The sequence below is a fragment of the Paractinoplanes abujensis genome, assembly GCF_014204895.1.
Classification (GTDB): Bacteria; Actinomycetota; Actinomycetes; order Mycobacteriales; family Micromonosporaceae; genus Actinoplanes; species Actinoplanes abujensis.
On sequence record NZ_JACHMF010000001.1, the window covers coordinates 5,820,502 to 5,847,149 of the forward strand.

General features: G+C 70.3%; 28 protein-coding genes and 1 tRNA gene. 15 read left to right on the forward strand and 14 right to left on the reverse strand.

Annotation, left to right across the window (positions count from 1 at the left end):
• Window positions 1–114: 114 nt before the first annotated feature.
• Complete coding sequence (locus BKA14_RS26490; protein ID WP_184953553.1) at window positions 115–480, reverse strand: hypothetical protein; 366 nt, start codon at window positions 478–480, stop codon at window positions 115–117.
• A 14-nt stretch (window positions 481–494) separates the two neighbouring features.
• On the reverse strand, window positions 495–1,376 hold the full coding sequence (gene mca, locus BKA14_RS26495; RefSeq protein ID WP_184953554.1) for a mycothiol conjugate amidase Mca: 882 nt from the start codon (window positions 1,374–1,376) through the stop codon (window positions 495–497).
• A 126-nt stretch (window positions 1,377–1,502) separates the two neighbouring features.
• Between mca and BKA14_RS26500 the strand changes: the two genes are divergently transcribed.
• Both BKA14_RS26500 and greA read left to right on the forward strand, forming a co-directional pair.
• A complete protein-coding gene (locus BKA14_RS26500; RefSeq protein WP_184953555.1) occupies window positions 1,503–1,919 on the forward strand; it encodes a DUF4307 domain-containing protein in 417 nt (138 codons plus the stop codon).
• A 100-nt stretch (window positions 1,920–2,019) separates the two neighbouring features.
• A complete protein-coding gene (gene greA, locus BKA14_RS26505) occupies window positions 2,020–2,568 on the forward strand; it encodes a transcription elongation factor GreA (protein ID WP_260416578.1) in 549 nt (182 codons plus the stop codon).
• A 48-nt stretch (window positions 2,569–2,616) separates the two neighbouring features.
• On the opposite strand, the gene ilvA is transcribed toward greA, so the two are convergent.
• The 3 genes from ilvA to BKA14_RS26520 form a co-directional block, all read right to left on the reverse strand.
• The gene (gene ilvA, locus BKA14_RS26510) at window positions 2,617–3,855 is read right to left on the reverse strand and encodes a threonine ammonia-lyase (protein ID WP_184953557.1); all 1,239 of its coding nucleotides are present in this window, start codon (window positions 3,853–3,855) and stop codon (window positions 2,617–2,619) included.
• A gap of 64 nt (window positions 3,856–3,919) precedes the next feature.
• Complete coding sequence (locus BKA14_RS26515; RefSeq protein WP_184953558.1) at window positions 3,920–5,278, reverse strand: amidase; 1,359 nt, start codon at window positions 5,276–5,278, stop codon at window positions 3,920–3,922.
• Window positions 5,279–5,293: 15 nt separating this feature from the next.
• Window positions 5,294–6,445: a cystathionine gamma-synthase gene (locus tag BKA14_RS26520; RefSeq protein WP_184953559.1), complete on the reverse strand. Its 1,152-nt coding sequence runs from the start codon at window positions 6,443–6,445 to the stop codon at window positions 5,294–5,296.
• A 24-nt stretch (window positions 6,446–6,469) separates the two neighbouring features.
• On the opposite strand from BKA14_RS26520, the gene BKA14_RS26525 reads away from it, so the two are divergent.
• From BKA14_RS26525 to BKA14_RS26535, 3 genes are all read left to right on the forward strand, one after another.
• Entirely contained in the window at window positions 6,470–6,883 is a 414-nt protein-coding gene (locus BKA14_RS26525) for an HIT family protein (protein WP_184953560.1), read from the forward strand.
• Window positions 6,884–6,930: 47 nt separating this feature from the next.
• Window positions 6,931–7,590, forward strand: coding sequence for a peptide-methionine (S)-S-oxide reductase MsrA (gene msrA, locus BKA14_RS26530; protein WP_184953561.1), 660 nt, complete (start codon window positions 6,931–6,933; stop codon window positions 7,588–7,590).
• Between the two features lie 123 nt (window positions 7,591–7,713).
• Window positions 7,714–8,043 carry a hypothetical protein gene (locus BKA14_RS26535; protein WP_184953562.1) on the forward strand — a complete coding sequence of 110 codons (330 nt, stop codon included), beginning with the start codon at window positions 7,714–7,716 and terminating at the stop codon, window positions 8,041–8,043.
• Here the strand turns inward: BKA14_RS26535 and BKA14_RS26540 are convergent.
• Window positions 8,040–8,213 carry a hypothetical protein gene (locus BKA14_RS26540; protein WP_184953563.1) on the reverse strand — a complete coding sequence of 58 codons (174 nt, stop codon included), beginning with the start codon at window positions 8,211–8,213 and terminating at the stop codon, window positions 8,040–8,042. The genes BKA14_RS26535 and BKA14_RS26540 overlap by 4 nt on opposite strands.
• Window positions 8,214–8,309: 96 nt before the next feature.
• Between BKA14_RS26540 and BKA14_RS26545 the strand changes: the two genes are divergently transcribed.
• The 5 genes from BKA14_RS26545 (at window position 8,310) to BKA14_RS26565 (ending at window position 13,654) form a co-directional block, all read left to right on the forward strand.
• Entirely contained in the window at window positions 8,310–9,728 is a 1,419-nt protein-coding gene (locus BKA14_RS26545) for a CYTH and CHAD domain-containing protein (protein WP_184953564.1), read from the forward strand.
• Window positions 9,729–9,781: 53 nt separating this feature from the next.
• The gene (gene ppk2, locus BKA14_RS26550; protein ID WP_184953565.1) at window positions 9,782–10,768 is read left to right on the forward strand and encodes a polyphosphate kinase 2; all 987 of its coding nucleotides are present in this window, start codon (window positions 9,782–9,784) and stop codon (window positions 10,766–10,768) included.
• Between the two features lie 283 nt (window positions 10,769–11,051).
• Complete coding sequence (locus BKA14_RS26555; protein WP_184953566.1) at window positions 11,052–11,963, forward strand: ribonuclease Z; 912 nt, start codon at window positions 11,052–11,054, stop codon at window positions 11,961–11,963.
• Window positions 11,963–12,487 carry a GNAT family N-acetyltransferase gene (locus BKA14_RS26560; RefSeq protein ID WP_184953567.1) on the forward strand — a complete coding sequence of 175 codons (525 nt, stop codon included), beginning with the start codon at window positions 11,963–11,965 and terminating at the stop codon, window positions 12,485–12,487. Before BKA14_RS26555 ends, BKA14_RS26560 begins: the two co-directional genes overlap by 1 nt.
• 366 nt (window positions 12,488–12,853) lie before the next feature.
• Window positions 12,854–13,654, forward strand: coding sequence for a hypothetical protein (locus tag BKA14_RS26565; RefSeq protein WP_184953568.1), 801 nt, complete (start codon window positions 12,854–12,856; stop codon window positions 13,652–13,654).
• A 311-nt stretch (window positions 13,655–13,965) separates the two neighbouring features.
• On the opposite strand, the gene BKA14_RS26570 is transcribed toward BKA14_RS26565, so the two are convergent.
• Window positions 13,966–14,259 (reverse strand): hypothetical protein, encoded by a 294-nt coding sequence (locus BKA14_RS26570; protein ID WP_184953569.1) that lies wholly within the window; start codon window positions 14,257–14,259, stop codon window positions 13,966–13,968.
• Between the two features lie 203 nt (window positions 14,260–14,462).
• Between BKA14_RS26570 and BKA14_RS26575 the strand changes: the two genes are divergently transcribed.
• The gene (locus tag BKA14_RS26575) at window positions 14,463–15,407 is read left to right on the forward strand and encodes a S1C family serine protease (protein WP_184953570.1); all 945 of its coding nucleotides are present in this window, start codon (window positions 14,463–14,465) and stop codon (window positions 15,405–15,407) included.
• A 29-nt stretch (window positions 15,408–15,436) separates the two neighbouring features.
• Window positions 15,437–15,748 carry a DUF1330 domain-containing protein gene (locus BKA14_RS26580; protein WP_239093518.1) on the forward strand — a complete coding sequence of 104 codons (312 nt, stop codon included), beginning with the start codon at window positions 15,437–15,439 and terminating at the stop codon, window positions 15,746–15,748.
• An 11-nt stretch (window positions 15,749–15,759) separates the two neighbouring features.
• Here BKA14_RS26580 and BKA14_RS45225 read toward each other — a convergent pair whose 3' ends face one another.
• The 3 genes from BKA14_RS45225 to BKA14_RS26595 all read right to left on the reverse strand — a co-directional run bounded on the left by BKA14_RS45225 (window position 15,760) and on the right by BKA14_RS26595 (window position 20,345).
• A complete protein-coding gene (locus BKA14_RS45225; RefSeq protein ID WP_184956975.1) occupies window positions 15,760–17,865 on the reverse strand; it encodes a TPM domain-containing protein in 2,106 nt (701 codons plus the stop codon).
• A 772-nt stretch (window positions 17,866–18,637) separates the two neighbouring features.
• The gene (locus BKA14_RS26590) at window positions 18,638–19,996 is read right to left on the reverse strand and encodes a cystathionine beta-synthase (RefSeq protein ID WP_184953571.1); all 1,359 of its coding nucleotides are present in this window, start codon (window positions 19,994–19,996) and stop codon (window positions 18,638–18,640) included.
• Window positions 19,997–20,000: 4 nt separating this feature from the next.
• Window positions 20,001–20,345 carry a YkvA family protein gene (locus BKA14_RS26595; RefSeq protein ID WP_184953572.1) on the reverse strand — a complete coding sequence of 115 codons (345 nt, stop codon included), beginning with the start codon at window positions 20,343–20,345 and terminating at the stop codon, window positions 20,001–20,003.
• 128 nt (window positions 20,346–20,473) lie between these two features.
• Between BKA14_RS26595 and BKA14_RS26600 the strand changes: the two genes are divergently transcribed.
• The 3 genes from BKA14_RS26600 (at window position 20,474) to BKA14_RS26610 (ending at window position 23,691) form a co-directional block, all read left to right on the forward strand.
• The gene (locus BKA14_RS26600; protein WP_438861905.1) at window positions 20,474–21,547 is read left to right on the forward strand and encodes an SGNH/GDSL hydrolase family protein; all 1,074 of its coding nucleotides are present in this window, start codon (window positions 20,474–20,476) and stop codon (window positions 21,545–21,547) included.
• 18 nt (window positions 21,548–21,565) lie between these two features.
• Complete coding sequence (locus tag BKA14_RS26605) at window positions 21,566–22,357, forward strand: SGNH/GDSL hydrolase family protein (RefSeq protein WP_184953573.1); 792 nt, start codon at window positions 21,566–21,568, stop codon at window positions 22,355–22,357.
• An 89-nt stretch (window positions 22,358–22,446) separates the two neighbouring features.
• Window positions 22,447–23,691, forward strand: a complete 1,245-nt coding sequence (locus BKA14_RS26610) for an acetyl-CoA C-acetyltransferase (RefSeq protein ID WP_184953574.1) — start codon at window positions 22,447–22,449, stop codon at window positions 23,689–23,691.
• Between the two features lie 61 nt (window positions 23,692–23,752).
• On the opposite strand, the gene BKA14_RS26615 is transcribed toward BKA14_RS26610, so the two are convergent.
• The 4 genes from BKA14_RS26615 to BKA14_RS26630 form a co-directional block, all read right to left on the reverse strand.
• Window positions 23,753–24,052, reverse strand: coding sequence for a hypothetical protein (locus BKA14_RS26615; protein WP_184953575.1), 300 nt, complete (start codon window positions 24,050–24,052; stop codon window positions 23,753–23,755).
• A gap of 68 nt (window positions 24,053–24,120) precedes the next feature.
• Window positions 24,121–24,948: a Bax inhibitor-1/YccA family protein gene (locus tag BKA14_RS26620; RefSeq protein ID WP_184953576.1), complete on the reverse strand. Its 828-nt coding sequence runs from the start codon at window positions 24,946–24,948 to the stop codon at window positions 24,121–24,123.
• Between the two features lie 132 nt (window positions 24,949–25,080).
• Window positions 25,081–25,164 (reverse strand) — tRNA-Leu (locus BKA14_RS26625).
• Between the two features lie 75 nt (window positions 25,165–25,239).
• Window positions 25,240–26,598, reverse strand: a complete 1,359-nt coding sequence (locus BKA14_RS26630; protein WP_184953577.1) for an NAD(P)/FAD-dependent oxidoreductase — start codon at window positions 26,596–26,598, stop codon at window positions 25,240–25,242.
• Window positions 26,599–26,648: the final 50 nt, after the last annotated feature.

A 26,648-nucleotide genomic window follows, 5' to 3' on the forward strand; every position in this document is an offset into this window, starting at 1 on the left:
CTAAATCAATACCGATGAACGCAACAGGGCTTGACGCACGACGCGTATCACCCTTACGTCAGACCAATACCGTGTGTGCTGTCGCCCGCCGTGACGACACCACCCGCGACGAGGTCAAACGCGACGGTTGTCGCCGTCTGCGGAGCCGCCGTCACCCTGAGTAGTAACGCCTGTGACCTCGTCGTCCGCACCGGCGACGGGGGCGTCCGATCGATTCGCGTCGACGTCGTGAGTGGCCTCACCACGGGCCGGATGCCCGAGATCGGCGTTCAGCCGGGCGATCTCAGCCTCACGCTGCGTCTGCTTGGCGTCGGGAAAACTGTCGGGAAGCCGACGCAAGCGCTTGTTCATGTTGCGGATCAGCAAGACAGTCGCTATGGACATGAGCACGATGACGAACAGCCCCATCGGGCCGGCCAGGCCGCCCGACCGGGTGTCGCCGAAGTTGTTGACCGCTACGTTGACCACTTCGAGGTCCATGACAGTGAGGGTACTCAGCGGGCTTCGACCGACTCGCGGATGCCCGCGAAGAGGTCGGACTCGGGCACCGGGCTGTCGACCAGCGACCGGGCCAGCTCGAAGTCCTCGGTGGGCCACACCTTCTGCTGGAGTTCCAGCGGGATCTTGAACCAGAAGCCGTCGGGGTCGACCTGAGTGGCGTGGGCCCGCAGCGCCTCGTCCCGCGTCTCGAAGAACTCGCCGCACTCGACGCGCGTGGTGATTTTGTCGCCGCGGTCGTCGCGGTCGGACCACTTCTCCAGCCACTCCGTGTACGGCGACTCGAGACCGGCCGCGAGCATGCCCTCGTGCAGAGCGAGCATGCGGGCCCGCGTCCAACCCGAGTTGTAGTACAGCTTCTGCGGCTGCCACGGCTCGCCCAGCTCGGGGTGCTGCTCCGGGTCACCGGCCGCCTCGAACGCCGCCACCGACACCTTGTGGCACATGATGTGGTCGGGGTGCGGATAGCCGCCGTTCTCGTCGTAGGTCGTCATGACGTGGGGGCGGAACTCGCGGATCAGCTTGATCAGCGGGAGCGCCGCGGTCTGCGGATCCTGCAGGCCGAAACAGCCCTCGGGCAGCGGCGGCAGCGGATCACCCTCGGGCAGGCCGGAGTCGACGAAGCCCAGCCAGGACTGCTCGACGCCGAGGATCTCGCGGGCCCGGTCCATCTCGGCCCGGCGGATCGTGGAGATGTTCTCCAGCACGTCGGGACGATCCATCTTCGGGTTGAGGATGCTGCCGCGCTCGCCGCCCGTACACGTCGCGACCATCACCCGCACGCCCTCGGCAACATAGCGCGCCATGGTCGCGGCGCCCTTGCTGGATTCGTCGTCGGGGTGCGCGTGCACCGTCATGAGACGCAACTGCTCGGCCACTGAAGTCTCCTCGGACCTGAGCCGCGACGGGCGGGCCAGGTTTCGACTGCGAAGTTTCGACTGCGAAGATGGACCCTGCCATTCTTGCGGATCCCCCCGACAAGAAACGCACGAGAGGGTGTTCCGGTGAGCGAGACGCGCACCACAGCCCCGGCCTTCCCGCCGGGACGGTACGGCAAGCGCCGCTCCGGTCGTCGCCGGCCGGTGCTGCCGATCCTCGTGCTCGTGGTCGTCGTGGCGGCTTCGCTCGTGCTCTCGGTCAGCCTGTTCCAGCGGTACGGGCAGACCGACTACGACCCGCAGATCGTCGGCTGGGAGGAACCGTCGGCCACCGTGCTGACCATCCGGTTCACGGTACGGGTGCCCGCCGGCGGGGCCGCCGAGTGCATCCTGCGCGCCCGCGACTACGACGGCTTCGAGGTCGGCCGGCGCACGGTGGTGGTCCGCGCGGCTGGTGACGAGTCGGCGATCGACGCCGAGGAGGACGTGCCCACCACGGCCCGGGCCAGCGTCGGCGACGTCCTGAAGTGCCGCGCCGCCTGACCCCGTACGCGATCTGATCGGTGCAAAATCGCGCGAATCCGGCGGCTCGCATACCGCTGGTAAGCTAGGTAATTCGCTCCGTTCAGCATCCCCGCCAGGGATGTTGGGCGCTTTTCCTTTTTGTCTCGTGCCCGTTCCAGCAAGGAGATCGACCGTGACCAGTTCAGAGGCGCCCAAGACCTGGCTATCTCAGGACGCTTACGACCGGCTGCAGGCCGAGCTCGACGAGCTGATCGCCGGTCGCCCCGCCATCGCCGCGGAGATCAACGCCCGTCGCGAGGAGGGTGACCTCCGCGAGAACGGCGGCTACCACGCCGCCCGCGAGGAGCAGAGCCGCCAGGAAGGCCGAATCCAGTACCTGAAGGAGTTCCTGCGCACCTCCGAGGTCGGCGAGGCCCAGACCGCCAACGAGGTGACCCCCGGCTCGGTCGTGACGATCTACTTCGACGACGACCAGAGCGACACCGAGACGTTCCTGCTCGGCTCGCGGGAGATCGCCTCCACCACCGACCTCACGGTCTACAGCCCCGAGTCGGCTCTCGGCACCGCCATCCTCGGCGCGGGCGAAGGTCAGACCGTCACGTACACGGCCCCCAGCGGCGCCGACATCAAGGTGACAGTGGTGAAGTTCGGCCCGTTCGAGGGCTGACCCCGACGCAGAAAGGCCCGCGGGTGCGCCCGCGGGCCTTTTGGCTGCCTAAGGCGTGGTGTCGGCCAGCAGCGACACCCGATAGCCGGAGTCGCGCAGCGTGCTGATCAGGGCGGCCGAATGGTCGGGCCCGCGGGTCTCGACCGAGAGCGCCACCTCGGCCTCGCCGAAGCTCAGCCGCGGGCTCTGCCGCGAGTGCGCCACGTCGACCACGTTGGCCCGCTGCTCCGCGATCACACCGAGCAGCCGAGCCAGTTCACCCGGCCGGTCGGTGCAGCGCACGGCCAGCCGCAGGAACCGGCCGGCCGAGGCCAGCCCGTGCTCGATCACGCGCAGCAGCAGCATCGGGTCGATGTTGCCACCGGAGAGGATCGCCACCACCGGACCGTCCGCCGGCGGGGCGTAGGCGCCGGTCAGCAGGGCCGCCACGGCCGCGCCCCCGGCCGGCTCGACCACCGTCTTGTGCCGCTCCAGCAGCACCAGCAGCGCGGCCGAGAGGTCCTCGTCGGTGACCGTGACCACCTCGTCGACCAGCTTGCTGACGTGCGCGAACGGCAGGTCGCCGGGCCGCAGCACCGCGATGCCGTCGGCGATCGTGACGCCCCGCTCGAGCTTGACCGGGGCGCCGGCGGCCAGCGAGGGCGGATAGGCCGCGATGCTTTCGGCCTGCACCCCGACGACCCGGATGTCGGGCCGCAGCGCCTTGGCCGCGACCGCCACCCCCGAGATCAGCCCGCCGCCGCCGACCGCGGTGACGATCGTGGTGGCCTCGGGGCACTGCTCGAGGATCTCCAAGGCGACCGTGCCCTGCCCGGCGATCACATCGGGGTGGTCGAACGGGTGGATCAGCACGGCCCCGGTCCCGGCGGCGAACGCGTGCGCCGCGTCGAGCGAGTCGTCGACGCTGGTGCCCGCGTACTCGATGGCGGCGCCGTAACCCCGGGTCGCGGTGACCTTCGGCAGCGGCGCACCCTCGGGCATGAAAACTGTCGCACGCGTGCCGAGCAGCCCGGCGGCGAGCGCGACGCCCTGCGCGTGGTTGCCGGCGCTGGCCGCGACCACGCCGCGGGCCCGCTCGGCGGCGGAGAGCCGGGCGATCCGGGTGTAGGCGCCGCGCACCTTGTACGAGCCCGCCCGCTGCTGGTTCTCACACTTGAGCCAGACGTCGGTGCCGGTGAGCTCGGTGAGCGGACGGGACGGGATCAACGGGGTGGTTTTGACCACGTCGGTGAGCAGCTCACGCGCGGACCGGATGTCGGCCAGCGAAAGCAGGTCGAGCGAGTTCATTCCCTGAATACTGCCCCTAGCGCTGGTTTCGTCGTGGGGGTGGGGCCAGCACTGCGAACAGGCGTCAGGCGAACGCGAACCGCTGCCAGGGGTTGAGAACCTCGAACTGCCCGGCCACGGCCAGCAGCAGCGCCTCGGAGTCGGGCGGGCCGACCAGCTGCACGGCCAGCGGTAGCCCGTCGGGCCGGGTGCCGACCGGCACGGAGATGGCCGGCAGGCCCGCGATGTTCCACGGCGCCGCGAACGGGGCGTACTTCATGCTGACCGACATGTTGTGCCGCCATGAGCCGTTCGCGTACCCGTCGGCGGGCGGCGGCGCCGAGGCCAGGGCCGGGGTGAGCAGCAGGTCGATCGAGTTGTCGGCGAAGAACCGGATGGACGCCTCACGGAACGCGTCGCGCTGCGACTGCCGGACCAGGCCGCTGCGCAGCGCCCATTTGCCCAGCCGGATGTGCTGCCGGGTGCGCGGCTGCAGCGCGGCCAGCTGATAGGCCTCGGACTCCCGGTAAGCCGACGCGAACCACGTGGCCAGCGTGCCCAGGCCCAGCGTCGGCGGGTATTTCGGATCGGCCGTACGGGTGTCGTGCCCGGCCTGCACCAGCAGCTTGGAGGCGGTGGTCACGGCGGACATGTTGGGCTCGTCGGCCCGTACGCCGGGAAGGGGTGACCGGGTGGAGACGCCGATCCGCAGCCGGCTGGGCTCGACCAGTTTGATCGGGTCGCGGCCGGCCAGCACGGAGAAGCCCAGGGCGGCGTCCGACACGGTGGTCGTGAGCACGCCGTTCTCGACGAGGTCGAACCAGTTGGCGATGCCCAGCTCGGCCGGGACCACACCGCGGCCGGGCTTGAGGCCGACCAGTCCGCAGCAGGCGGCCGGGATGCGGATCGAGCCCAGGCCGTCGTTGCACTGGGCGATCGGCACCAGCCCGGCGGCGACTGCGGCCGCCGCACCCCCGGAGGAGCCACCCGGCGTACGGTCGCGGTCCCACGGGTTGCGGGTGGGCGTGTCGGACTCGTCGGTGACCGCCCACAGCCCCATCTCGGGCATGCGGGTGATGCCGACGACCACCGCCCCGGCCCCCCGCAGCCGGCGGACGACCTCGTGATCCTCCTCGGCCACGGGCGTGCGGGCGGCCGCCGAGCCGTTCCAGGTCGGCACGCCCGCCACCGGCGTGTTCTCCTTCACCGCGACCGGGACCCCGGCCAGCGGGAGGTTCGACAGGTCCTCCTGGTCGTCGACCTTCTCGGCCTCGGTGATCGCCTCGCCGCCCCGGATGATGCGGAACGCGTCCAGCGAGGGGTCGGTGATGGCGATCTGTTCCAGGTGGTCGGCGACGACCTGGGTGGCGGTGATGTCGCCGCGCCGCACCGCGCGCGAGATCTGTTTGGCGGTGGCGCCGACCCAGGTCGTCCCGTCCGTCATTGCGTGCTCCGTAGGTCAGCCGAGTGCCTGCTCCAGGTCCGCGAGCAGATCGTCAACGGTTTCGATGCCGACAGACAGTCGCACGAGATCGGCGGGGACTTCAAGCGCGGAGCCCGCAGCGGACAGGTGTGTCATCTGCCCGGGGTGCTCGATCAGCGACTCGATGCCGCCCAGCGACTCGGCGAGCACGAAGAGCTTTGTCCGGTTGCAGATCTCGATGGCCTTTTCCGCGCCGCCCGCGGCCCGGAACGACACCATCCCGCCGAACCGCTGCATCTGCTTGGCCGCGACCTCGTGCCCCGGGTGTGATTCGAGTCCCGGATAGAGAACCTCGGACACCGCCTCGTGCTCGTTGAGGTAGCCGACGATGCGCTCGGCGTTGTCGCAGTGCCTGTCCATCCGTACGCCCAAGGTCTTGATCCCGCGCAGCGTGAGCCACGCGTCGAACGGGCCGTTGACCGCGCCCATGGCGTTCTGGTGGAAGGCCAGCGTGTCGCCGAGGTCGTCGGTCGCCGTGATCAGGGCGCCACCGACCACATCGGAGTGGCCGCCCAGGTATTTCGTGGTCGAGTGCACGACCACGTCGGCCCCCAGAGCCAGCGGCTGCTGCAGGTACGGCGAGGCGAACGTGTTGTCCACCACGAGCAGCGCGTCGTACTCGTGGGCCAGCCCGGCCAGGGCCGCGATGTCGGCCACGTTGAGCAGCGGGTTGGTCGGCGTCTCGGCCCAGATCATCTTGGTCACGCCGGGCCGGAACGCGGCACGCACCTGGTCGAGGTCGTCCAGCGGCACGGCCGTCCACGACAGGCCCCAGTTCTCGGCGACCTTGGCGAAAAGGCGATAAGTGCCCCCGTACGCGTCCCCGGGGATCACGACGTGGTCACCCGGACGGCAGACGGCCCGGAGCAGCGTGTCCTCGGCGGCCAGACCGCTCGCGAAGGCCAGGCCGCGGCGGCCGCCCTCGATCGCGGCCAGGCACTCCTGCAGCGCGTCGCGGGTGGGATTGCCGGAGCGGCTGTATTCGTAACCCAGCCGGGGCGCGCCGACGGCGTCCTGGGCGTACGTGCTCGTCTGATAGATCGGAGGCACGACCGCGCCGGTCCGGGGGTCCGGATCCGAGCCGGCGTGGATGGCAAGGGTGTCGAACCCGTAGTCGTTAGCCGTCATGAGGCGCAAGGCTAGTCTCACCTGGTGGCATCGTGCGTGTTCTGCGACATCGTGGCGGGGACAGTGCCCGCCTTCAAGGTCATCGACTCGCCCGACGGGGTGGGATTCCTCGATACCCGCCCGGTCTTCAAGGGCCACGTCCTTCTGGTCCCCCGCGATCACGTGGTCACGCTCCCTGACCTGCCCTCCACCCTTCTGCCCGGATTTTTCGGACTCGTGCAGAGGGTGGCGGCGGCCGTGCCGGAAGCTCTCGGCGCACAGGGCACATTCGTGGCCAACAACAACGTCGTCTCGCAGTCGGTGGCCCACCTGCACTTCCACGTCGTCCCGCGAACCAAGGGCGACGGCCTGCGCGGCTTCTTCTGGCCCCGCACCACATACGCGAACGACGAAGAAGCAGCTCAGTACGCTACGACCATCGCCGCCCGACTCGGGTAAGGATGAGGCCGCCGCCGGTGTTACACAGGCGGATGAAGGGAGTGACCGTGTTCCTGCGGCACAAGAAGCTTGAGCTGATTACCCCCGACCAGGCCCTCCCCGGCCGCCTGATGGAAATGCCGGTGGCGAGCGAGCACACCGTTCTCGGCACCCCGCTCAAGGGCCCGTGGCCGGCCGGCCTCGAGGTCGCCGTGTTCGGGATGGGCTGTTTCTGGGGCGCCGAGCGGATCTTCTGGCAGCTGCCGGGCGTCTACTCGACGTCCGTGGGCTACGCCGGCGGGTTCACCAAGAACCCCACGTACGAGGAGACCTGCTCCGGCACGACCGGGCACACCGAGGTGGTCCAGGTCGTCTACGACCCCACCAAGATCCAGTACGAGGACCTGCTCAAGGCGTTCTGGGAGAACCACGACCCGACCCAGGGCATGCGCCAGGGCAACGACGTCGGCACCCAGTACCGCTCCGCGATCTACACGACCACGGCCGAGCAGGCCAAGACCGCACAAGCCTCCCTGGAGGCGTTCCAGCCGATCGTCACCAAGGCCGGCCGCGGCGTCATCACCACGGAGATCGGCCCGCTCACGGCGTACTACTACGCCGAGGACTACCACCAGCAGTACCTCAGCGACAGCAAGAACCCGTACGGCTACTGCAACCACGGCCCGAACGGCATGACCTGCCCGGTGGGCGTGGCCCGCACCGCCTGACGCATCCTGCCCGCCCCCGGCAGTCGCCGGGGGCGGTTTTCATGCCTGGGAGTGGAAAAGATCGACATGTCCCGACATGTTCCGCACACTGGGGATCGATGGCGGTACAGCGGGAGGTGGGACGTGCGGACCTTTTACAACGACGACGAACGCCTGGCCTGGAACCTCGCCGAGTCGCTCACCGAGCAGGCCGAGGAATCGATGCGCGAGGCCGAGCAGGCCCTCGAGACCTGGAAGACCGGCAAGGAGATGAACCGGCTGCGCTGCATCCGTAAGGGCATCAGCGAGTCGGACGCGGAGATCCGCTGGTCGGCGTCGACCGCGGCGAAGAACGCGATCACCAACAACGGCTTCTACGTCGGGCTGGCGACCATGTATTACGGCGCGGCCGCCGCGAACTACTCCCGGGCGCTCTATCTGCGCAGCCTGGGCGGCCGGCCCATGGCGGCCTAAGCGCCGTCCTCCTCGCCCGCCGGGGTCTGCGCCGACTGGGACTGCTGCCGGGTGGGCTGCTCCGACGGTGCCGCGGTGGCGGGCGTGGCCAGGGCCAGACCCAGCACGGCACCGGCGCTGATCAGGCCGAGCCCGGCCAGGGATATGGGACGGCGGTCGTACTTCTCCATGTGCCCACGGTGCCAGGGCCGCCTGTGACCCGGCTGTGCAGAACCTGCTAAAGACTTGGCCTGTGTGAGCGTCACCCGTTCGGGCAGTATTAACTGATGGAGATCGCGACCGAAACAGAGCGTAAATATGACGTGCCTACCGAGTTCCGGCTGCCCGATCTCACCGGCAAGGCAGGGATCAGCAACAGCGACGGCGGGGAGACCCACGACCTCGACGCCACGTATTTCGACACCGACGACCTGGCCCTGATGAGGAACCGCCGGACGCTCCGGCGGCGCAGCGGTGGCAGCGACGCGGGCTGGCATCTGAAGACGCCCGGTCAGGGCACAGACCGTACCGAGCACCGGCTTCCCCTCAACGGCGCCCCCGAAACGGTGCCCGCCGAGCTGGTCGGTCAGGTGCGGGCGATCATCCGGCGGCAGGAGCTCAAGCCGATCGCGCGGCTGCGCACCCAGCGGGTCGAGACCCCGCTGCGCGACGCCAAGGGCAACACGCTCGCGCTGGTCGCCCAGGATCAGGTGATCGCCGAGCGTGACGGCCACGAGCAGCGCTGGCAGGAGGTCGAGGTCGAGCTGGTCGACGGTGGTCCCAAACTGCTCGCCGCGGTCGAGAAGGCTCTGCTGGCCGCGGGGGCCGCGCCCGCCGCGGGCCCGTCCAAGGTCGCGCGCGCGTTCGGCAATCCCACCCTGCCCAAGGCCGGCCCGCCCAGCAAGAACCCCGTGCTCCGGTATGTCCGTGAGCAGCACGACGCCATCACGGAGTACGACCCGGGCGTCCGGCGGGGCGACCCCGAGGCCGTGCACAAGATGCGCGTGGGCACCCGCCGCCTGCGCAGCACCCTGAAGACGTTCAAGCGCACCTTCGCAGAGGCGGCCGACCTCAACGAGGAGCTCAAGTGGCTGGCCGACCTGCTCGGTCAGGTGCGCGACGGCCAGGTGCAGGAGGGCAAGCTGCTGGCCGGGCTGGACGAGGCCGGGCCGCAGTTCGAGCCGGTGGCCGCGCGCATCCGCGAACACCTGGACGCCCAGGTCGCCGCGGGCCGGGCCGCGCTCGACGAGGCGCTGGAGAGTGAGCGCTACCTGACCCTGCTCGACCGCATCGACCAGCTGGCCCGGCAGAGGACGGTCGAGCCGGACCCGCTCCGGCGCGCCCACAAGAGCCTGGCCAAGGCCGACGCGCTGCTCGACGTGGCGCTGGCCCACGGCGAGGACCACGAGCTGCACGACGCCCGTAAGGCCTACAAGCGCGCCCGCTACGCGGTCGAGGTGTTCGCGGCGGAGGCCGGCGACCCCGGCAAGCAGCTGGTCAAGGTGCTGACGGAGCTGCAGGACGTGCTCGGCGCGCATCAGGACTCGGTGGTCGCTCGCGAGCTGCTGCACGAGATCGGCCCGGACAGCTTCTGGTTCGGCGTCCTGTGGGCCCGGCAGGAGCAGGTGGGCAAGGACACGTACAAGGAATTGCCCGTCGTCGTGGAGAGCTCCCGCCGGAAGAAGCTGCGCCGGTGGCTGGGCTGAATGTTCATCTGATCGGCCGTTGAGTTGTCACCCTCCGGGGGTATGTAGAAGGCATGCAGGCGGAGGCGGAGCAGCAGGAACAGCAGGAACAGCAGAACGGTCCCTTCGATGACTCGGACGCGACGACGGAGCCCTACGACGGGCCGGTGGCCGAGCTGGGTGGATACCGGGTCGCGGACGACGATGACGACGACCCGGTGCTGCTCAACGCCGACGGCACCCCCGTCGACACGTGGCGCGAGGAATACCCGTACGACGAGCGGATGACCCGCCAGGAGTACGACCACCAGAAGCGGCTGCTCCAGATCGAGCTGCTCAAACTGCAGAACTGGTGCAAGAGCACCGGCGAGCGCATGGTCATCCTGTTCGAGGGGCGCGACGCGGCCGGCAAGGGCGGCACGATCAAGCGCTTCATGGAGCACCTGAACCCGCGCGGCAGCAAGGTGGTGGCGCTGGAGAAGCCCAGCGAGAAGGAAAGCACGCAGTGGTACTTCCAGCGCTACATCTCGCACCTGCCCTCGGCCGGTGAGATCGTGCTGTTCGACCGGTCCTGGTACAACCGGGCCGGCGTCGAGCGCGTCATGGGCTACTGCACCCGCCAGGAATACCTCGAGTTCATGCGCCAGGCCCCCGAGTTGGAGCGCATGCTCGTCCGTTCCGGCGTCCACCTGGTCAAGTTCTGGTTCTCGGTGACGCAGGGCGAGCAGCGCACCCGCTTCGCCATCCGCCAGGTCGACCCCGTACGGCAGTGGAAGCTCTCGCCGAACGATCTCGCGTCGCTCGACAAGTGGGACGACTACACCGAGGCCAAGGAGGCGATGTTCTTCTACACCGACACCGCCGACGCGCCGTGGACCGTGGTGAAGAGCAACGACAAGAAGCGCGCCCGGATCGAGGCCATGCGGCACGTGCTCAACCGCTTCGATTACGACAACAAGGACCAGGACCTCGTCGGCGCGCCCGACCCGCTGATCGTCGGCCCGGCCGCGCTCGCGGTGGAGGGCACCGAGATGTCGCCGCGCGTATTCCCGCGGCTGTAGTGATGTAAAAAGCCTTGGCGGTGCCGCCTTCCAGTGGTTAACGTGGCCGTACACGTGAAGGGAGGTGGTCCGAAGTTGTATAGCAACGGGACTCGTGAGGTGGCTGTCCGCTAGCCGCTGTCCTCGACAGCTTCGTAGTAGTGGTACGTCGAGACCGTGTGGCAGCGGTGCGGCGAATTCAAGGTAGCCACCCGACCCCCAGGGATCCGGCCTTGTCCGACCGGACCACACCTTCGCGTGTGGAAGTCCCTGGGGGTCGCTTCATTTCCGCGGGGAGTCTGCAGTGCGCGAGTTGGTCCTGCTCGGCACGGCCAGCCAGGTGCCGACCCGGCTGCGCAACCACAACGGCTACCTGCTCCGCTGGGACGACGAGGTCATCCTGTTCGACCCGGGCGAGGGCACCCAGCGCCAGATGTTGATGGCCGGCCTCGCGGTCAGCCCCATCAAGCGCATCTGCATCACCCATTTCCACGGTGATCACAGCCTCGGCCTGCCCGGCGTCCTGCAGCGCATCTCGCTCGACAAGGTGCCCCACCCGGTGACTGTGCACTACCCGGCGGCCGGCCAGGAGTTCTACGACCGGCTGCGGCACGCCACGAGCTACTGGGACAACTCCGACATCGTCGCCTCGCCGATCGCCGATGCCTCGTGGGCCACTGCCACGCCTGCGGGCTGGCTCACGGCGCTGCCCCTGCGACATTCCCTCCCCACGTACGGGTATCGCCTGGACGAACCGGGTGGGCGCCGGATGGTTCCCGAGTTGCTGGCTGCCCACGGCATAGCCGGGCCCGCGGTCGGCCGGCTGCAGCGGGACGGGCGGCTCGGTGACGTGACGCTCGAGCAGGTCAGCGTCGAGCGGCCGGGGCAGAGCTTCGCGTTCGTCATGGACACCGGGCTCTGCGACAACGTCCACACGCTGGCCGCCGGCGTCGACCTGCTGGTCATCGAGTCGACGTTCCTCACCGAGGACGCGGAGATGGCGGCCCAGGTGGGTCACCTGACGGCGGCGCAGGCCGGTGCGGTGGCGCGGGAGGCGGGCGTACGGACGCTGGTTCTGACGCACTTCTCGCAGCGCTACCCGGACGCCGGGCGGTTCCTGGAGGAGGCGCGGGCCTCGTTCGACGGGGAGATCGTGGTCGGGTCGGACCTGGACCGGGTGCCGGTGCCCCCACGGCGCGAGGCTACGGTCGCCTGATGACCGTCACCCTCCGTACGGCGTCCTCCGAGGATGATCTTGTCGCGGTGGGCCGGGTGCATCAGCGTTCGCGGGTCGCGGCCTACGCCGGCATTCTCTCGGCGTCGACGCTCGCGCTGCGCACCGAGGAAGCCTTCGGCGAGTGGTGGACCGAGCGGTATCGCTGGGAGAAGGACACGCACCGCCTGACCCTGGCCGTGGACTCCTCCGGCGAGGTGATCGGATTCTCGTACGTGGGGCCGTCGGAGACGCCGGGGGCGGTCGAGCTCTACGCGATCCACGTGCTGCCCTCGGCGCTCGGCACCGGGGTGGGGCGGCAGTTGATGGTGGACGCGCTCACGTCGCTGGCCGCCCTGGGCGAACCGAGAGCCGTGCTGTGGGTACTCGAGGCGAACTCCCGGGCACGGGACTTCTACGTCGCGGGCGGCTGGAAACCCGACGGCGCGACCCGCGAGGAGCCCGTGAACGGCGAACCCGTCGCCCAACTCCGCTACATGATTGACCTGCGCCGAGCCTTTAGTTAGCCTACCCTAACTACGGACGCCGCCCAGGCCGCCACGTCAGGGTGCACGTTCGTCGTGGAAGATGCGCGCCGCTGTCACGGCCGGCGCATCGACATGATTCGGCGCGCCCGGTCTTGCCGGGTCGGGCGCGCCGGAACTCGCTGAGGCGAGCGTGGGCCCGGGCCCGTTGGATCAGCTGTGCGCGCTTGCACAGGAGTTGGAAGACGGCGTACTGGCACGGCAGGACTCTCCGCCGCCGGCTGATACCGAGCTACACCGTGGCGGGGCTCACGGCGAGTTGGCGTCGGTAGTTTCTCAGGTGCGGCAATCGCCGGTCGATGGCATCACCCGTCCCCGCCCTCGAACGGAACGGACCAACTCATGAGGTTGCCCCTCCTCGCCGCGACCGGACTCCTCACAGTCGCGAGCACGCTGACCTGGACGGAACCAGCAACTGCCGCGGCGTCGACTGCGTCCGACCACACTCCGCCGGCCGTCACCGTCGTGTCCGGCGGCATCGTGCCCGCGGTGGTGTGGAACAACGGCGTCCGCAGGATCTCAGTGCTTCTGCGGATCACCGACAACGGGAGCGGATGGGAGCCGGGTCAAGCCCAGCTTCGGATGCAGTCACCCCAGGGAACGGTAGTGGACCTGGACGAAATCACCCGGGTCTCCGGCACCGCGAACAATGGCCTGTGGCAGTTCGCCACCACGTTGCCGCGGTTCACCGCGCCCGGTACGTGGCGGGTATTCCAGGCTGACCTCTGGGATCGGGCCCAGAACCTGACGACGATCACGACGCACTTGTCGTTCCTTGTCATCGGCAAGGCTGACACCACGCCGCCGGTCGTACGTTGGGAATCAGCGAAGTTGAGCGCCGGCACCTTCGACAACAGCCAGGACCGAGTGCTGAAGGTCCGGGTAGCCGCTACGGATGACCTGAGCGGTGTCATCAGCACGCCCGGTGCCGTTTTCGTGGAGAGCCCGAGTGGCGACTGGTCCTCGTCGGAGTGGGGCACCAAGGTTTCCGGCACCCCCACCAACGGCACATGGGAATACACCGTGACGCTTCCCGCGGGCGCGGCTGTCGGTACGTGGCACGTCTACTCGGCAACGATGTACGACGAGGTGGGGAACGCCAATCAGTTCGGGTCAAGAGAGTTCGCCACCGTCACGGTCACCGGATAAGAAGCCGGTCGAACGGTGTTTCGGCTGGGCGGGAGCGTGAGACCGATGTGGAACGGGGGAACCTGTGGTCCCACGCTCCCGCCAACCGTCCCGCCCGAACCGGGGTCGCGTCTGGCCGGAGACGCTGGACCGGCGGAGGCGTGCCGGTCCTGATCCGGATCTAGGGCGGGTCTTGCGGCGGGGGTCGCGGCGCTGGCGGGGCGCAGCGAACTCACCGCCGGACGACGTCATCCCGGGCCGGGTGGCCGCGCCTGCCGGGGGAGGTCAAGCGGACGGGCGACGTCGAAGCTCTCTGCAGTTGTCGTGCCGGGTCAGTCGAAACTGCCGCGGTTGACCGGGCGCTGGTCCTCACGCCCGGCGCGCAACCCCGGCACCGCTCTGATGCTGTTCAGGTCGTGACGGACGGTCCACGCTTCCCGCCAGGGGCGGCGGGAGGCAGCGTCGGCGCGTTCGGCGAGCCGGCGCGGTGCGCACGGCCAACGCCATCCACACCAGACACAGCTGCCGTCACCGTCCGGCTCCGCGTGCCGCCCGAGCATCTGCTGGGCGTCCTCCCACAGGAGGCGGTCCACAATGTCGGTCGGCATCGACTCGGCGATGACCATTCCGTACCCCTTCGTCGGCGATTCGGGTGTCGGTCGGGTCGTCATACGTCCGTCACGACCTATACAACCGCGCAGCACCATCCGCCGGTCGGACTTTCTGTGCGATTAGCGCGACCCTGCGTGACGACCCCGTACCGCTCGTGTTCGCCGTGGGCGGACGTCCGTACGGCATTGATGCCGGTCGGGGCCGTGTTGAAGCACTCATGGATACCGAACACACGGGTGTCGACTCAGGGGCACTCGATGCCTACAGCCGTGTGGTGACCGGCGTCGCCACCAAACTGCTGCCGTCGGTCGCAGCCCTTTCCGTGCGCACGTCGCGCGGGCAGGGCGCCGGCTCGGCGGTCACCTTCACCGACGACGGATTTCTGCTGACCAACGCGCACGTGGTGGCCGGGGCGAACGGCGGAACGGCCGACTTCGCCGACGGCACCGAGACCCGTTTCGACGTGGTCGGGGCGGATCCCCTTTCCGACCTGGCCGTCGTACGGGTGCACAACCCGGGCGCCCCCGCCGCGCCGCTCGGCAACGCCGACGAACTCAAGATCGGCCAGCTGGTGGTGGCCGTGGGCAACCCGATGGGCCTCGCCGGTTCGGTCACGGCGGGCGTCGTGTCGGGCCTGGGCCGCTCGCTGCCGGCACGCGACGGCCGCCGCGTACGCATCATCGACAGCGTCATCCAGACCGACGCGGCGCTGAACCCCGGCAACTCGGGCGGCGCCCTCGCCGACTCGACGGGCACCGTGGTCGGCATCAACACCGCGGTCGCCGGTTACGGCCTCGGCCTGGCCGTCCCGATCAACTCCACCACCCGCTCGATCATCGGCGAGCTGGTCGCCAACGGCCGCGTACGCCGGGCGTGGCTCGGGGTGGCCGGCGTCCCCACTCCGCTGCCGCCCGCGCTGGCCGAACGGCTGGACCAGAAGCTGGGGCTCCGCGTGGTCGAAGTCGTCCCCGGCAGCCCCGCCGGCAACGCCGGCATCTACCTGGGCGACATCCTGATCACGGCCGGCGGCCAGTCCACGCAGAGTGTGCAGGCGTTGCTGCGGCTCATGCTGGGCCCCGCCATCGGCACCGACCTGCCGATCACCCTGCTCCGCAAGAACGCCCTGGTCGACGTCGTCACCGTCCCCGCCGAACTCAACTGACCCCCGCCTCGCCTGGGATACTGCTCCACGTGATCAACTCAGGCGAGGCGGCCGGCCTCCTGCTCGTGGCCATTGTGGACATGTCCCCGACCGACCCGGCGGGCGGCAAGCGGTACGAGGACGCCGTGCTGGCCCTGCTCCCCCGCCACGGCGGCACCCTGGAACGCCGCCTGCACAGCACCGACGCCCACTCGGAGGTCCACCTGATCCGCTTCGAGTCCCGTACGGGTTACGACGCTTTCATGACCGACCCCGACCGCCTGGCTTTGCGGGCCTCCTTCGCCGAAGCGGCCCCCACCACCCGGGTGATCGAGGTGACCGACCCGTCCGTACGGCCCTGACGTCGGCGGCCTCAGAAGCGGCCCCCTCCACCCCGGCGGCCGCCACCACCGCTCGACGTACGGCGGCCTCTCGATCCGCTGCCACCGAAACCGCCGCCGCTGAATCCGCCCGAACGGCCGCCGTAGGAACTGCCGCCGCCGGACAGAATGCCGCCCAGCACCGCCCCGGCGAACGCGCCCGCGTCGAAGCCGCCCGACCGGCCCGGGCCACCCCAGCCGGAGCCGCCGCCACCGCCCCAGCGCTGCACGTCGAGCCGGGCCGCCTGACCCGCATTGGCCGCCAGGTGTCGCGCCTGCCGGGCCGCGGCCAGCGCGGACGCCGGGTCGGAGCCGGCCAGGCTTTCCGCCGTCGCCAGATGACGCAACGCCTCGGACAACGTGGCCCGCGCGCCGGAATCCACCGCCCCGCGACGGGTGGTGATGAAGTCGTTCGTCGCCGCCACCTCGGCCCGGGCCACCGGCAACTCCTGGGCCAGCAGGCCGCGGTCGTGGGCCAGCCGCTCGGCCACGTCGCGGGCCTCGGCCAGCGCGGTGTCCAAGGCGGCGTCGGCCGCCTGCAACGTGGCGACAGCCTCGACCGGATCCGGTCGCGACACGGCCAGAGCGGTCGCCGCCTCGGCCAGCGCCTGCTCGCCGCCCGAGACCGCGGCGGCCAGCCCCGCCGGAGCCGGACCACTCCCGCTCAGCGCCGCCCGCCCCGCAGCGATCTCACCGGTGATCTCGGCGATCAGCGCTTCGGCCGCGGTCCGCGCGGCCGGCAGATCCGCGGCGGCCCGGCTCACCGCGGCCACCAACTGTTCCGCCTGGTCGACGGCCTGTTCCGCGGCCCGCACGGCGAGCGCCGCCTCGGCCCGGTCTCCGCCGGGTACTGCCGAGACTTCGCCTGCCGCACCCGAGCGTCCGCCGTCGCCCGGGCCGACCGATCCCGCGGCCGCACCGCCCGCAGCCGGATCCGACGCGCCGCCGCCGGGATGCACCACCCCTGACCCGGCGGCGCCGGCCAGCGCTGCCCGCGCCTCGGCCAAGGCGGAAGCCGCGAAGGACAACCGCTCGCGAGCCTGGTCCACATTGGTCGCGACGGCGGTCACCGCGCCACCGGAATACGTGGTCAGCACCTGCTGCGCCGTTGCCTCGGTGGCCGGCAGCGACTGCTCGACCGCCACCCGGCGCCGGTCGATCTCATCGGCCGCCTCGGCGGCCCGGCCCTCCAGGTCGCGCAGCCGGTCGAAAGCCTCGGACTCGGCATCCAACCGGGCGTCGGCACCCTGGCAGAGCTCGATGATCCGGGCGAGGGTGTCGCGGCGGCGAGACTCGTCGAGGGCTGGTTCCTCCTCGAGCGTCATCCGCAGCCGGAACGCCTCCGCCACATCCTGCCGGGCGGCCTGCAACGCCGCTTGGAACGGCGCGGTGGCCTCGGCGCCGTACTGCGCGGCGGCCAGCCCCAGCTCCCGCTCACCGGCCCGCAGGTCGTCGTCGAGCTCGATGAGCAGCGCGTTCGCCTGGCCGGTGAGCTCCTCCAGGCTGGGCCCGGCCGGGGCCTGGGCCGGCGGCGCGGCGCTCGGGGCGGGCCGACGCCTCCGCCGCAGCCACAGCCACGCCAGCACGACCACCACGACCAGCACGACAACCAGCCACAACCATTCGAAGCCGCCACCGCCGGCCGCATCGGCATACCCCTGAGCACCGGCGACCACCGCCCCCGACCAGTCGCTGCGGCTCAAGGCGGGCTCGATGTCGTTCTCGGCGACGTCGGCGAGCTCGCGGTCGCTGAGCCGGGAATCGTCGGGGAACGAATACGCATACGCCCGATCGGTCACGGCCACGGCCAGCAACGCGTCCCGATCACCGAGGTCGCTGAGCCGGGCCGTCTCATCGGTCCACTCCTGCGCCGGCGTGCCGTCGAACGACTCGACCAGCACGACGAACAGCTGCAGCCCCGTCCTCTCCTGAAGATCACTCAGCGCCGCATCGACCGCGCCCCGATCCCTGAGCGCACCGGCCTGATCGGTCACCTGGGTGGCGAGCCGCTCAGGCGCCTGCGCCCCGGCGGGCCCCGCCATCAGCACAACGGCGGCCGCGGCCACCAGCGGAAGAACGACACGACGCAGCTTCGACATCACCAGCCCAACCTAGGCGCTGCAGCCATCCGCGTCCGCTCCGGTCCCAGCCCTGTGGACAACTCGAAGCCCGCAAATCGCGTTTCCGGCATCCTGTGGACGAGCAGCCCGCACCCCGGCCGCCGCCGTCTTAGGGTGGAGGCCCCCTAGGTGGGCGGGTTAGGGCTGGTTGGCAACGGGCGAAACCGGACAAAAAGTCATGGCCATGCGCGGTACGGGCTTGGGGAGTACCGGGCGGCGGGGCGAGGCTTGGGCTGGGCTGGGCTGGGCTGGGCTGGGCTGGGTGCGGGCCATGCTTGACGGGGGGCTAGCAGCGCCAGGAGCGGGGCTGAGCTGCAATTGGTGGCGCCAGGTGTGGGCTGGACTGGGTCGGGGCTGTGCCCTCCGGGCGCGGAGCCGGGCCGGGCTGGGCGCAGGGCTGTGCGTTCCGGGCGCGGAGCCGGGCCGGGCTGGGCCGGGGCTGGGCAGGACTGTGCGTGCCGGGCGCGGAGCCGGGCCGGGCTGGGTCGGGGCTGGGCTGGGCAGGACTGTGCGTTCCGGCGCGGAGCCGGGCCGGGCTGGGTTAGGGCTGGACGCAGAGCTGTGCCCTCCGGGCGCGGAGCCGGGCCGGACGCGGCGCTGAGGCGAAACACGAGGCCGAGGCTGGACGCGACGCTGAGGGGAGGCCCGCGGCTGGACCGCACTCGGCCAGCGCAGGACAGCGGCGGCACAGAGAGCAGACCAGGCACGCAAGGGCCGGCACAGCCAAAGCTGCACCGGCCCCAGGAAGCGCTCAGGAAAGGTGCGCCAGGAGGTCCTGCCGGGTCAGCACCCCAGCCGGCTTGCCGTCGACCAGCACCATCGCCGCGTCGGATTTTTCCAGCAGGGTTACTGCCTCGCTCACCGGCTGGCCCCCGCCGATCATCGGGAGGGGGTCGCCCATGTGGCGCTCTATCGTGTCGTGCAGGTGGGCCTGCCCGGTGAACAACGCGTCCAGCAGCGCCTTCTCCGCGATCGAGCCCGCCACCTCACCGGTGACGACCGGGGGTTCGGCTTTGAGCACGGGCAGCTGCGACACGCCGTATTCGCGCATGTAGTCGATGGCGTCGCGGACTGTTTCGGTGGGGTGCACGTGGACCAGGGGCGGCATCGTGCCGCCTTTGCCTTCCAGCGCGTCGGCCACGGTGGGGGCGCCGTCGACGGACCTGAGGAAGCCGTAGCGGGCCATCCACTCGTCGTTGAAGATCTTGGAAAGGTAGCCGCGGCCGCCGTCGGGCAGGAGCACGATCACGACGTCGTCGGCGGAGGCGCGGCGGGCCACTTCGAGCGCGGCCACCACGGCCATGCCGCACGAGCCGCCGACCAGCAAGCCTTCTTCGCGGGCGAGGCGGCGGGTCATCTCGAACGAGTCGGAGTCGGAGACCTCGATGATCTCGTCGCAGATCTCCCGGTCGTACGTGGTGGGCCAGAAGTCCTCACCGACGCCTTCGACCAGGTAGGGCCGCCCGCTGCCGCCGGAGTAGACCGAGCCTTCCGGGTCGGCGCCCACGACCCGTACGGGACCTTGCTCTTTCAGATAACGGCCGACCCCGGTGATCGTGCCGCCGGTGCCGACGCCCGCGACGAAGTGCGTGATCCGCCCCTCGGTCTGTTTCCACAGCTCGGGGCCGGTCTCCTCGTAGTGGGAGCGCGGGTTGGCGGGGTTGCTGTACTGGTCGGGCTTCCACGCGCCGGGCACTTCGCGGGCCAGCCGGTCGGAGACGTTGTAGTAGGAGCGCGGGTCTTCGGGGGCGACCGCGGTCGGGCACACCACCACTTCGGCCCCGTACGCCTTGAGGACGTTGCGCTTGTCCTCGCTGACCTTGTCGGGGCAGACAAAGATGCACTTGTAGCCGCGGCGCTGGGCCACCAGGGCGAGCCCGACGCCGGTGTTGCCGCTGGTGGGCTCGACGATCGTGCCGCCCGGTTCGAGCAGCCCGTCGCGTTCGGCGTCGAGCACCATCCGCAGCGCGATCCGGTCTTTGACCGAGCCGCCGGGATTGAAGTATTCGACCTTGGCCAGCACCGTGGCCGCGATGCCCTCGGTGACGGAGTTCAGTTTGACCAGGGGGGTGTCCCCGATGATGTCGACGACGTTGTCGTAGTAGCGCACGGCCCTAGGGTACGACGATCCGGTGCTGCTCCTTCTCCCACTCCAGGAAGCGCTCCGTTTCGGCGAGCACCGAGCCGGCCAGCCAGGCCACCATCACGGCGTCGTCGGCCAGGCCCACGACCAGCAGAAACATCTCGGGAACGACGTCGATCGGGGACAGCACGTACGCCGTGGCGGCCGCCATCATGGCCAGCCGCAACCCACCGTCGTACTGGCCGCGCGTGGTCGCCTTCATCATCCGCGGAATCGCCGCGATGCGGGTGGACAGCGAGGGCCCGCCGCGAGCGCCCGCCATCAATGCCTTGGCCAGCGCGGTGAACGCCGCCGTTCGTTTCAGCGTCTTCGCCATGCTGTTCTCCTTCCGGTCATTCCAGCATGACTTGTGCGCGCCATGATTGCCTCTCGCCGCCGCGCGATAGCCTCGAATTCCCCTGCCGGTTTCTGGGAATCTGGAGAAGAGCGACAGCGAGGGAGCCTGTGAGCACCGTTCAGATCACCGCGGAGGACTGGCGCCGGATCAAGCTGGCCGGGCAGATCCTCGGCGGCGTGACGGGCGCTTTGGCCACGTTGACGGCCGTGTCGGCCGGTGTGCTGATGCGGCAGGCCTCGCACGCCCGCCGGATCATCCCGATGGCCGAGGCGCCGCCTCCGCGCGGCGACGGCCTTTACGGCGGGAAGTTCGGCGGCAAGGCGATCAGCATGGTCGTCCTGGGTGATTCCACCGCGGCCGGGTACGGCGTGCACCGTCCCCGCGAGACGCCGGGCGCGCTGCTGGCCACCGGGGTGTCGCGCCGCCTGCGCCGGCCCGTACGGCTGCATCGGCTGGCCGTTGTGGGGTCGATGTCGTCGGGACTGCCCTATCAGGTGGACGCCGCGCTGGATCATGAGCCGGACGTGGCGGTGATCCTGATCGGCGGCAACGACGTCACGCACGTCTCGGACCGCGCTTCCGCCGTACGTCACCTGGGTGAAGCCGTACGCCGGCTGCGCGCGGTGGGCTGCAAGGTGGTCGTCGGCACCTGCCCCGACGTCGGCGCGATCCAGCCGATCAAGCCGCCGCTGCGCTGGCTGGCCCGCAAGTGGAGTCGTGATCTGGCCGCCGCGCAGACGGTCGCCGTGGTCGAGGCGGGTGGGCGTACGGTGTCGATCGGTGGCCTGCTGGGGCCCATGTTCGAGGCCGACCCGCTGCGCATGTTCGGCTCGGACCGCTTCCACCCGTCGGCGGAGGGTTACGCCCGGGCGGCCGCCGTGGTGATGCCGACCCTGATGGCGGTTCTCGGCGAGGACGATCGCACGGTTCTTCCGGCCGCGGAGGGGGTACGCAACTTGGAGCAGGCCGCGCAGGAGGCGGTGCAGGCTCCGGGCACCGAGGTCAGCGCGGCGGGCCGGTGGGCCGTGCTGCGGCGGCATCCGTGGTTCGGCGAGCCGCGGTCGTGGTTCGGCCACCGGTCGGCGGCGTCCCCGGCCCCGGCGACGGAAGTCGTTCCCAGCGGCCGCTCGGCGTCGAGCGCCGTAGGGTGGACTCCGGAGGATCACGAGCATGCACCGTGACGCAGGGAGGCGAGCAGGATGGCGGGTCTGAACGCACGGATCGGCAAGGCGGCCGCCGGTGGCCTGCTCGCGGGCGCGGTCGGTGGGGCCGCCCTGCTGATCGGCGAGGTGCTCGCGGCCAAGGCGCGCCGTTACGCGAAGCCGACCATGGGCCTGGCCCTGCGCACGTCGATGGGCCCGGTGTCGGCGCCCACGCTGCGCCTGGTGCTGCTGGGCGATTCGGCGGCGATCGGCGTGGGCGTCGAGTGGCTGAGCGAGACCGTGGGTGGCCACCTGGCCCGCCTGCTGGCCGAGGGCAACGGCGAGACCGGCGAGCGGCATGTGCTGCTGTCCAGCGTCGGTGTGGCCGGTTCCCGCTCGTCCGACCTGGCCACCCAGGTGGCGCGGGCGCTGCTGGGCGACCGGCCCGATGTGGCTGTGGTGCTGGTCGGCGCGCACGACGCGACGAGCCTGCGCAGCCCCGAGGAGTCGGCGGCCCAGCTGGGCACTGCGGTGCGCCGGTTGCGTGACGCGGGCGTGCGGGTGGTGGTCGGCACCTGCCCCGACCTGGGCGCGCTGCGGGCCATCGCCCCGCCGCTGCGGCAGGTGGCCGGTGTGCTGGGCCGCCGGATGGCCAAGGCGCAGGCCAAAGCGGTGACGGCTGCGGGTGGCGCGGTCGTCGACCTGGGCGACAAGACCGGCGCGGTGTTCCGGGCCGACGCGGGCACCCTCTGTTACGACGGCTTCCACCCTTCGGCCGACGGCTACCGGGTGTGGGCTCACGCCCTGTACCCGGCCGTCGAGAAGGCGGCGATGACACCCGCCGGGTGAGCGCGCGATGACGGTTCAGTAGTCGGCCATGGCCCCTCTGTGACGAATTTGCACTACCGGCTAAGTTACCCGCGAGTTAAATTGGGCCCATGCCGGAAGCTGTCATCGTCGCCACCGCTCGATCCCCCATCGGCCGTGCAGCCAAGGGATCCTTGAGGGACTTGCGTCCCGACGACCTCGCCACCACCATCATCGACGCCGCGCTGTCCAAGGTGCCGCAGCTCGACCGCACCCTGATCGAGGACCTCTACCTCGGTTGCGGGCTGCCCGGTGGTGAGCAGGGTTTCAACATGGCCCGCGTGGTCGCCACGCAGCTCGGGCTGGACGGTCTGCCCGGCGCGACGGTCACCCGTTACTGCTCGTCCTCGCTGCAGACCACCCGCATGGCCTTCCACGCGATCAAGGCCGGCGAGGGTGACATCTTCCTCTCGGCGGGTGTCGAAACCGTTTCCCGGTACGCGCGAGGCAGCTCGGACGGTCTCCCCTCGGCGCTGCAGGCCCAGGTCGGCGGCCCCTGGCAGAACCCGAAGTTCGCCGAGGCCGAGGCCCGGACGGCGCAGTACGCGGAGGGCGGCCGCACCTGGCACGACCCGCGCGACGACGGTCAGCTCCCCGACGTCTACATCCAGATGGGCCAGACCGCCGAAAACCTGGCCCAGATCAAGGGCGTGACCCGCGCGGACATGGACGAGTTCGGTGTCCGCAGCCAGAATCTGGCCGAGAAGGCCATCGCGGACGGGTTCTGGGAGCGCGAGATCACCCCGGTCACGCTGCCCGACGGCACGGTCGTGGCGCAGGACGACGGTCCCCGCGCGGGCGTCACGCTGGAGGCGGTGTCGCAGCTCAAGCCGGTGTTCCGCCCCGACGGCACGGTCACCGCGGGCAACTGCTGCCCGCTCAACGACGGCGCCGCGGCAGTGGTCATCATGAGCGACACCAAGGCTCGTGAGCTGGGCATCACCCCGCTGGCCCGGATCGTGTCGACCGGCGTGACCGCGCTCAGCCCGGAGATCATGGGCCTGGGCCCGGTCGAGGCGTCGCGGCAGGCGCTCAAGCGGGCCGGCATGACCATCGACGACGTCGACCTGGTCGAGATCAACGAGGCGTTCGCGGCCCAGGTCATCCCGTCCTACCGCGACCTGGGCATTCCGATCGAGAAGCTGAACGTCAACGGCGGCGCGATCGCCGTGGGCCACCCGTTCGGCATGACCGGCGCCCGCATCACCGGCACCCTGCTCAACGGGCTGGACTGGCACGACAAGAGCATCGGCCTGGAGACGATGTGCGTCGGCGGCGGCCAGGGCATGGCGATGGTCCTGGAACGCCTCAGCTGAGGTTCGATCCCCCGGATTACCGCCGGGTCCGGTCTGCCACGAGCGGCCGGGCTCGGCGGATTTATTTGTTGAGCGTGGCCCGCAGCTCGTCGACGGCGGTCGCGGCCTCGGCCATCAGCTCGTCGGAAGCGCCCGCGGCCAGCAGGTCGTCGGCCAGCACGCGCACCTGGTCGGGCAGGATCATGTCGTGCTCGCGCGGCACCTCGCGGCGCGGGCGGCCCTCGGCGTCGGCCCCCAGGTCGGCCAGGCGCTGCACGAGGGCGTACGTGCGGGCGGCGCGGTCGTCCTGATTCCAGCGGGGCTGCTCCCACACGCGGATCTGGTTGAGCAGCCGGTCGATCGACGTCGCGAAGTCGGTCACGTCGATCAGGCTAAAAGAAAAGCGCCCGGACCCTCGTACGGGGGTCCGGGCGCTTTTCGTTTGTCGTGCTAGTCGTCCCCGCCCTGCAGGAAGCTCAGCAGGCGCAGGATCTCCAGGTAGAGCCAGACCAGGCTGACCAGGATGCCGAACGCGGCGACCCAGGAGTAACGAGCCGGCAGGCCGGCGCGCACGCCCTCTTCGACCTCGTTGAAGCTGAGGATGAAGCTGAGCGCGGCCACCACGATGCAGACGACGCTGAACAGGTAGCCCAGCGGGCCGTTGTCGCGCAGGCCGGTGCTGAAGCCGAACAGCGACAGCACGATGTTGATCAGCATGACGGCGAACAGGCCGCCCATCACGATGATCATGCCGCGCTGGAACTTCGGCGTCGCGCGGATGACCCGGGCCTTGTAGAGGAAGGCCGTGAGGAAGAAGACGCCGAAGGTGGCGATCACCGCCTGCAGCACGACGCCCTGGTAACCGGCGATGACCGAGAAAACCTTGGACGCCATGCCGACGAAGACGCCCTCGACGACCGCGTAACCCACGATGAGCGCCGGGTTGGCCATCCGCATGAACGAGATGACCAGGCCGAGCACCAGGCCGATGATCGCGGCGCCGATCCAGGCGGCACCGGTCATCGATTCGGGGATCACGTTCCACGCGACGACCGCGGAGACGCCGGTGATGCCGAGCAGTGTGACCGTCTTGACGACGACGTCGTCGACCGTCATGGGCTGGACGGCGGGCGGAGCGGCGGGGTAATCCGACGCGCCGGGATACGGCTGACCGTAACCCGGGGCGGCACCGGCGGGGCCGTAGGCCCCGTACCCGGCCGTACGCTCCCGCTCAGCCGCCTGGCCGAGGCGCGAGAGCACCGGGTTGGAAGTCTTCACTGTGTCCAGCCTCCCTTATGAGGTTGAGGCACGCTTGACGTGCCGTTCCAGCGTACGGGAGGCAGGTGATCGGAAAAGCCTCGGAATGCTGTGAACAGGCTGAATGTAAGAGTGTCGAAGTGCCGACATGGGTGCCCGGGGCGGGTCTCGAACCCGCACGCCTGCGTGAGGCAGCCGCTTTTAAGGCGGCCGTGTCTGCCGTTCCACCACCCGGGCGGGCCTAGGGCATCGCCGTGACCGACGACACCCTAGGACACCGTATACGTCCGGGCGTCAGGACAGGAGACCGCCTCAGCGGGACCAGGCTTCGGCCTTGGGGCGCTCCGCGGTGCGCTGCACCGGCGGGGTCACCTCGGTGAACTCCTCACGCGGGGCGTGCAGCTGGCCGAGGGCGATCGTCTCGCGCTTGAACAGCATGGCGAGTGTCCAGTCGGCCACCACGCGGGCCTTGCGGTGGAACGACGGGATGTGACTCACGTGGTAGGTGCGGTGCATGAACCACGCCGGCCAGCCCTTGACCTTGATGCCGTAGACGTGCGCGACACCCTTGCCGAGGCCGAGGCCGGCCACGCTGCCGATGTACTTGTGCTTGTACTCCTTGGGCTCGCCACCCAGGACGACCTGCCGGATGTTGTCGGCCAGGACCCGGGCCTGCCGCACGGCGTGCTGGGCGCTCGGCGAGCACCAGCCGCCCGGGTTGGTCAGGTCGGGCACCTGCGCGCTGTCGCCCGCGCTCCAGGCGCCCTCGAGCACGTTGCCGTCGCTGTCGGCCACCTGCAGCGTGGGCAGGCAGTTGATGTGACCCTTGGGGCCGCGGGGCAGGTCGGTGTGGTCGAGCATCGGCGACGGCTTGACACCGGCCGTCCAGACCAGGGTCTCGGCCCGGAACGAGTCGCCGTCGGAGAGCACGATCTCGCCGTCGACGCACGAGTTGAGGAACGTGTCGAGACGCAGCGAGATGCCGCGCTTGGCCAGCTCACGGGCCGCGTACGCGCCCATCTTGGGGCCGACCTCGGGCAGGATCCGGTTGGTCGCCTCGACCAGGACGAACTTGAGCTCCTGGGCGTCGAGCTCGGGGTAGTACTTCAGGGCGTCGCGGACGACGTCCTCCATCTCGGCCAGCGCCTCGATGCCGGCGAAGCCGCCGCCGACGAAGACGAAGGTCAGCGCCGCCTTGCGCAGCTCGGGGTCGGGCGTCACGGCCGCCACGTCGAGCTGGTCGAGGATGTGGTTACGCAGGTAGGTGGCCTCACCGATGGTCTTGAGGCCGATGCCGCGCTCGCTCAGGCCGGGGATCGGCAGCGTACGCGAGACCGAACCCGGGGCCACGATGATGTGGTCGTAGCTCATCTCGGTGGCCGGGCCCTCGATGGGCTGGATGGTCACCGTCTTGCGTGCGTGCTCCACCTTGGTGACCTCGCCGGCCACCACGCGACACTTCTTGAGCTCGCGGCGGAGCGGCACGACGCTGTGCCGCGGGGAGATGTTGCCGGCCGCTGCCTCGGGGAGGAACGGCTGGTACGTCATGTGCGGCTGCGGGTCGATGACGACGATCTCGGCCCGGCGCCGGTTGAGCTTCTTCGACAGGCGCAGGGCGGCGTAAAGACCGACGTGCCCTGCACCGACGACGACGATGCGCTGCGGATTCACATGAGCCATTCTCGCGCGCCGACAGGCCTTCGCGCCTCCTGGTGTGATGT

What these genes read in the sequence shown, in the direction of transcription:
- BKA14_RS26545 (WP_184953564.1), top strand. Translation starts at nt 8,310, where the DNA reads ATGGAGATCGCGACCGAAACAGAGCGTAAATATGACGTGCCTACCGAG.
- BKA14_RS26570 (WP_184953569.1), bottom strand. Translation starts at nt 14,259, where the DNA reads ATGGTCATCGCCGAGTCGATGCCGACCGACATTGTGGACCGCCTCCTG.
- BKA14_RS26540 (WP_184953563.1), bottom strand. Translation starts at nt 8,213, where the DNA reads ATGGAGAAGTACGACCGCCGTCCCATATCCCTGGCCGGGCTCGGCCTG.
- BKA14_RS26575 (WP_184953570.1), top strand. Translation starts at nt 14,463, where the DNA reads ATGGATACCGAACACACGGGTGTCGACTCAGGGGCACTCGATGCCTAC.
- BKA14_RS26560 (WP_184953567.1), top strand. Translation starts at nt 11,963, where the DNA reads ATGACCGTCACCCTCCGTACGGCGTCCTCCGAGGATGATCTTGTCGCG.
- greA (WP_260416578.1), top strand. Translation starts at nt 2,020, where the DNA reads ATGTTGGGCGCTTTTCCTTTTTGTCTCGTGCCCGTTCCAGCAAGGAGA.
- BKA14_RS26515 (WP_184953558.1), bottom strand. Translation starts at nt 5,278, where the DNA reads ATGACGGACGGGACGACCTGGGTCGGCGCCACCGCCAAACAGATCTCG.
- BKA14_RS26610 (WP_184953574.1), top strand. Translation starts at nt 22,447, where the DNA reads ATGCCGGAAGCTGTCATCGTCGCCACCGCTCGATCCCCCATCGGCCGT.
- ilvA (WP_184953557.1), bottom strand. Translation starts at nt 3,855, where the DNA reads ATGAACTCGCTCGACCTGCTTTCGCTGGCCGACATCCGGTCCGCGCGT.
- BKA14_RS45225 (WP_184956975.1), bottom strand. Translation starts at nt 17,865, where the DNA reads ATGTCGAAGCTGCGTCGTGTCGTTCTTCCGCTGGTGGCCGCGGCCGCC.
- BKA14_RS26605 (WP_184953573.1), top strand. Translation starts at nt 21,566, where the DNA reads ATGGCGGGTCTGAACGCACGGATCGGCAAGGCGGCCGCCGGTGGCCTG.
- BKA14_RS26520 (WP_184953559.1), bottom strand. Translation starts at nt 6,445, where the DNA reads ATGACGGCTAACGACTACGGGTTCGACACCCTTGCCATCCACGCCGGC.
- BKA14_RS26595 (WP_184953572.1), bottom strand. Translation starts at nt 20,345, where the DNA reads ATGGCGAAGACGCTGAAACGAACGGCGGCGTTCACCGCGCTGGCCAAG.
- ppk2 (WP_184953565.1), top strand. Translation starts at nt 9,782, where the DNA reads ATGCAGGCGGAGGCGGAGCAGCAGGAACAGCAGGAACAGCAGAACGGT.
- BKA14_RS26490 (WP_184953553.1), bottom strand. Translation starts at nt 480, where the DNA reads ATGGACCTCGAAGTGGTCAACGTAGCGGTCAACAACTTCGGCGACACC.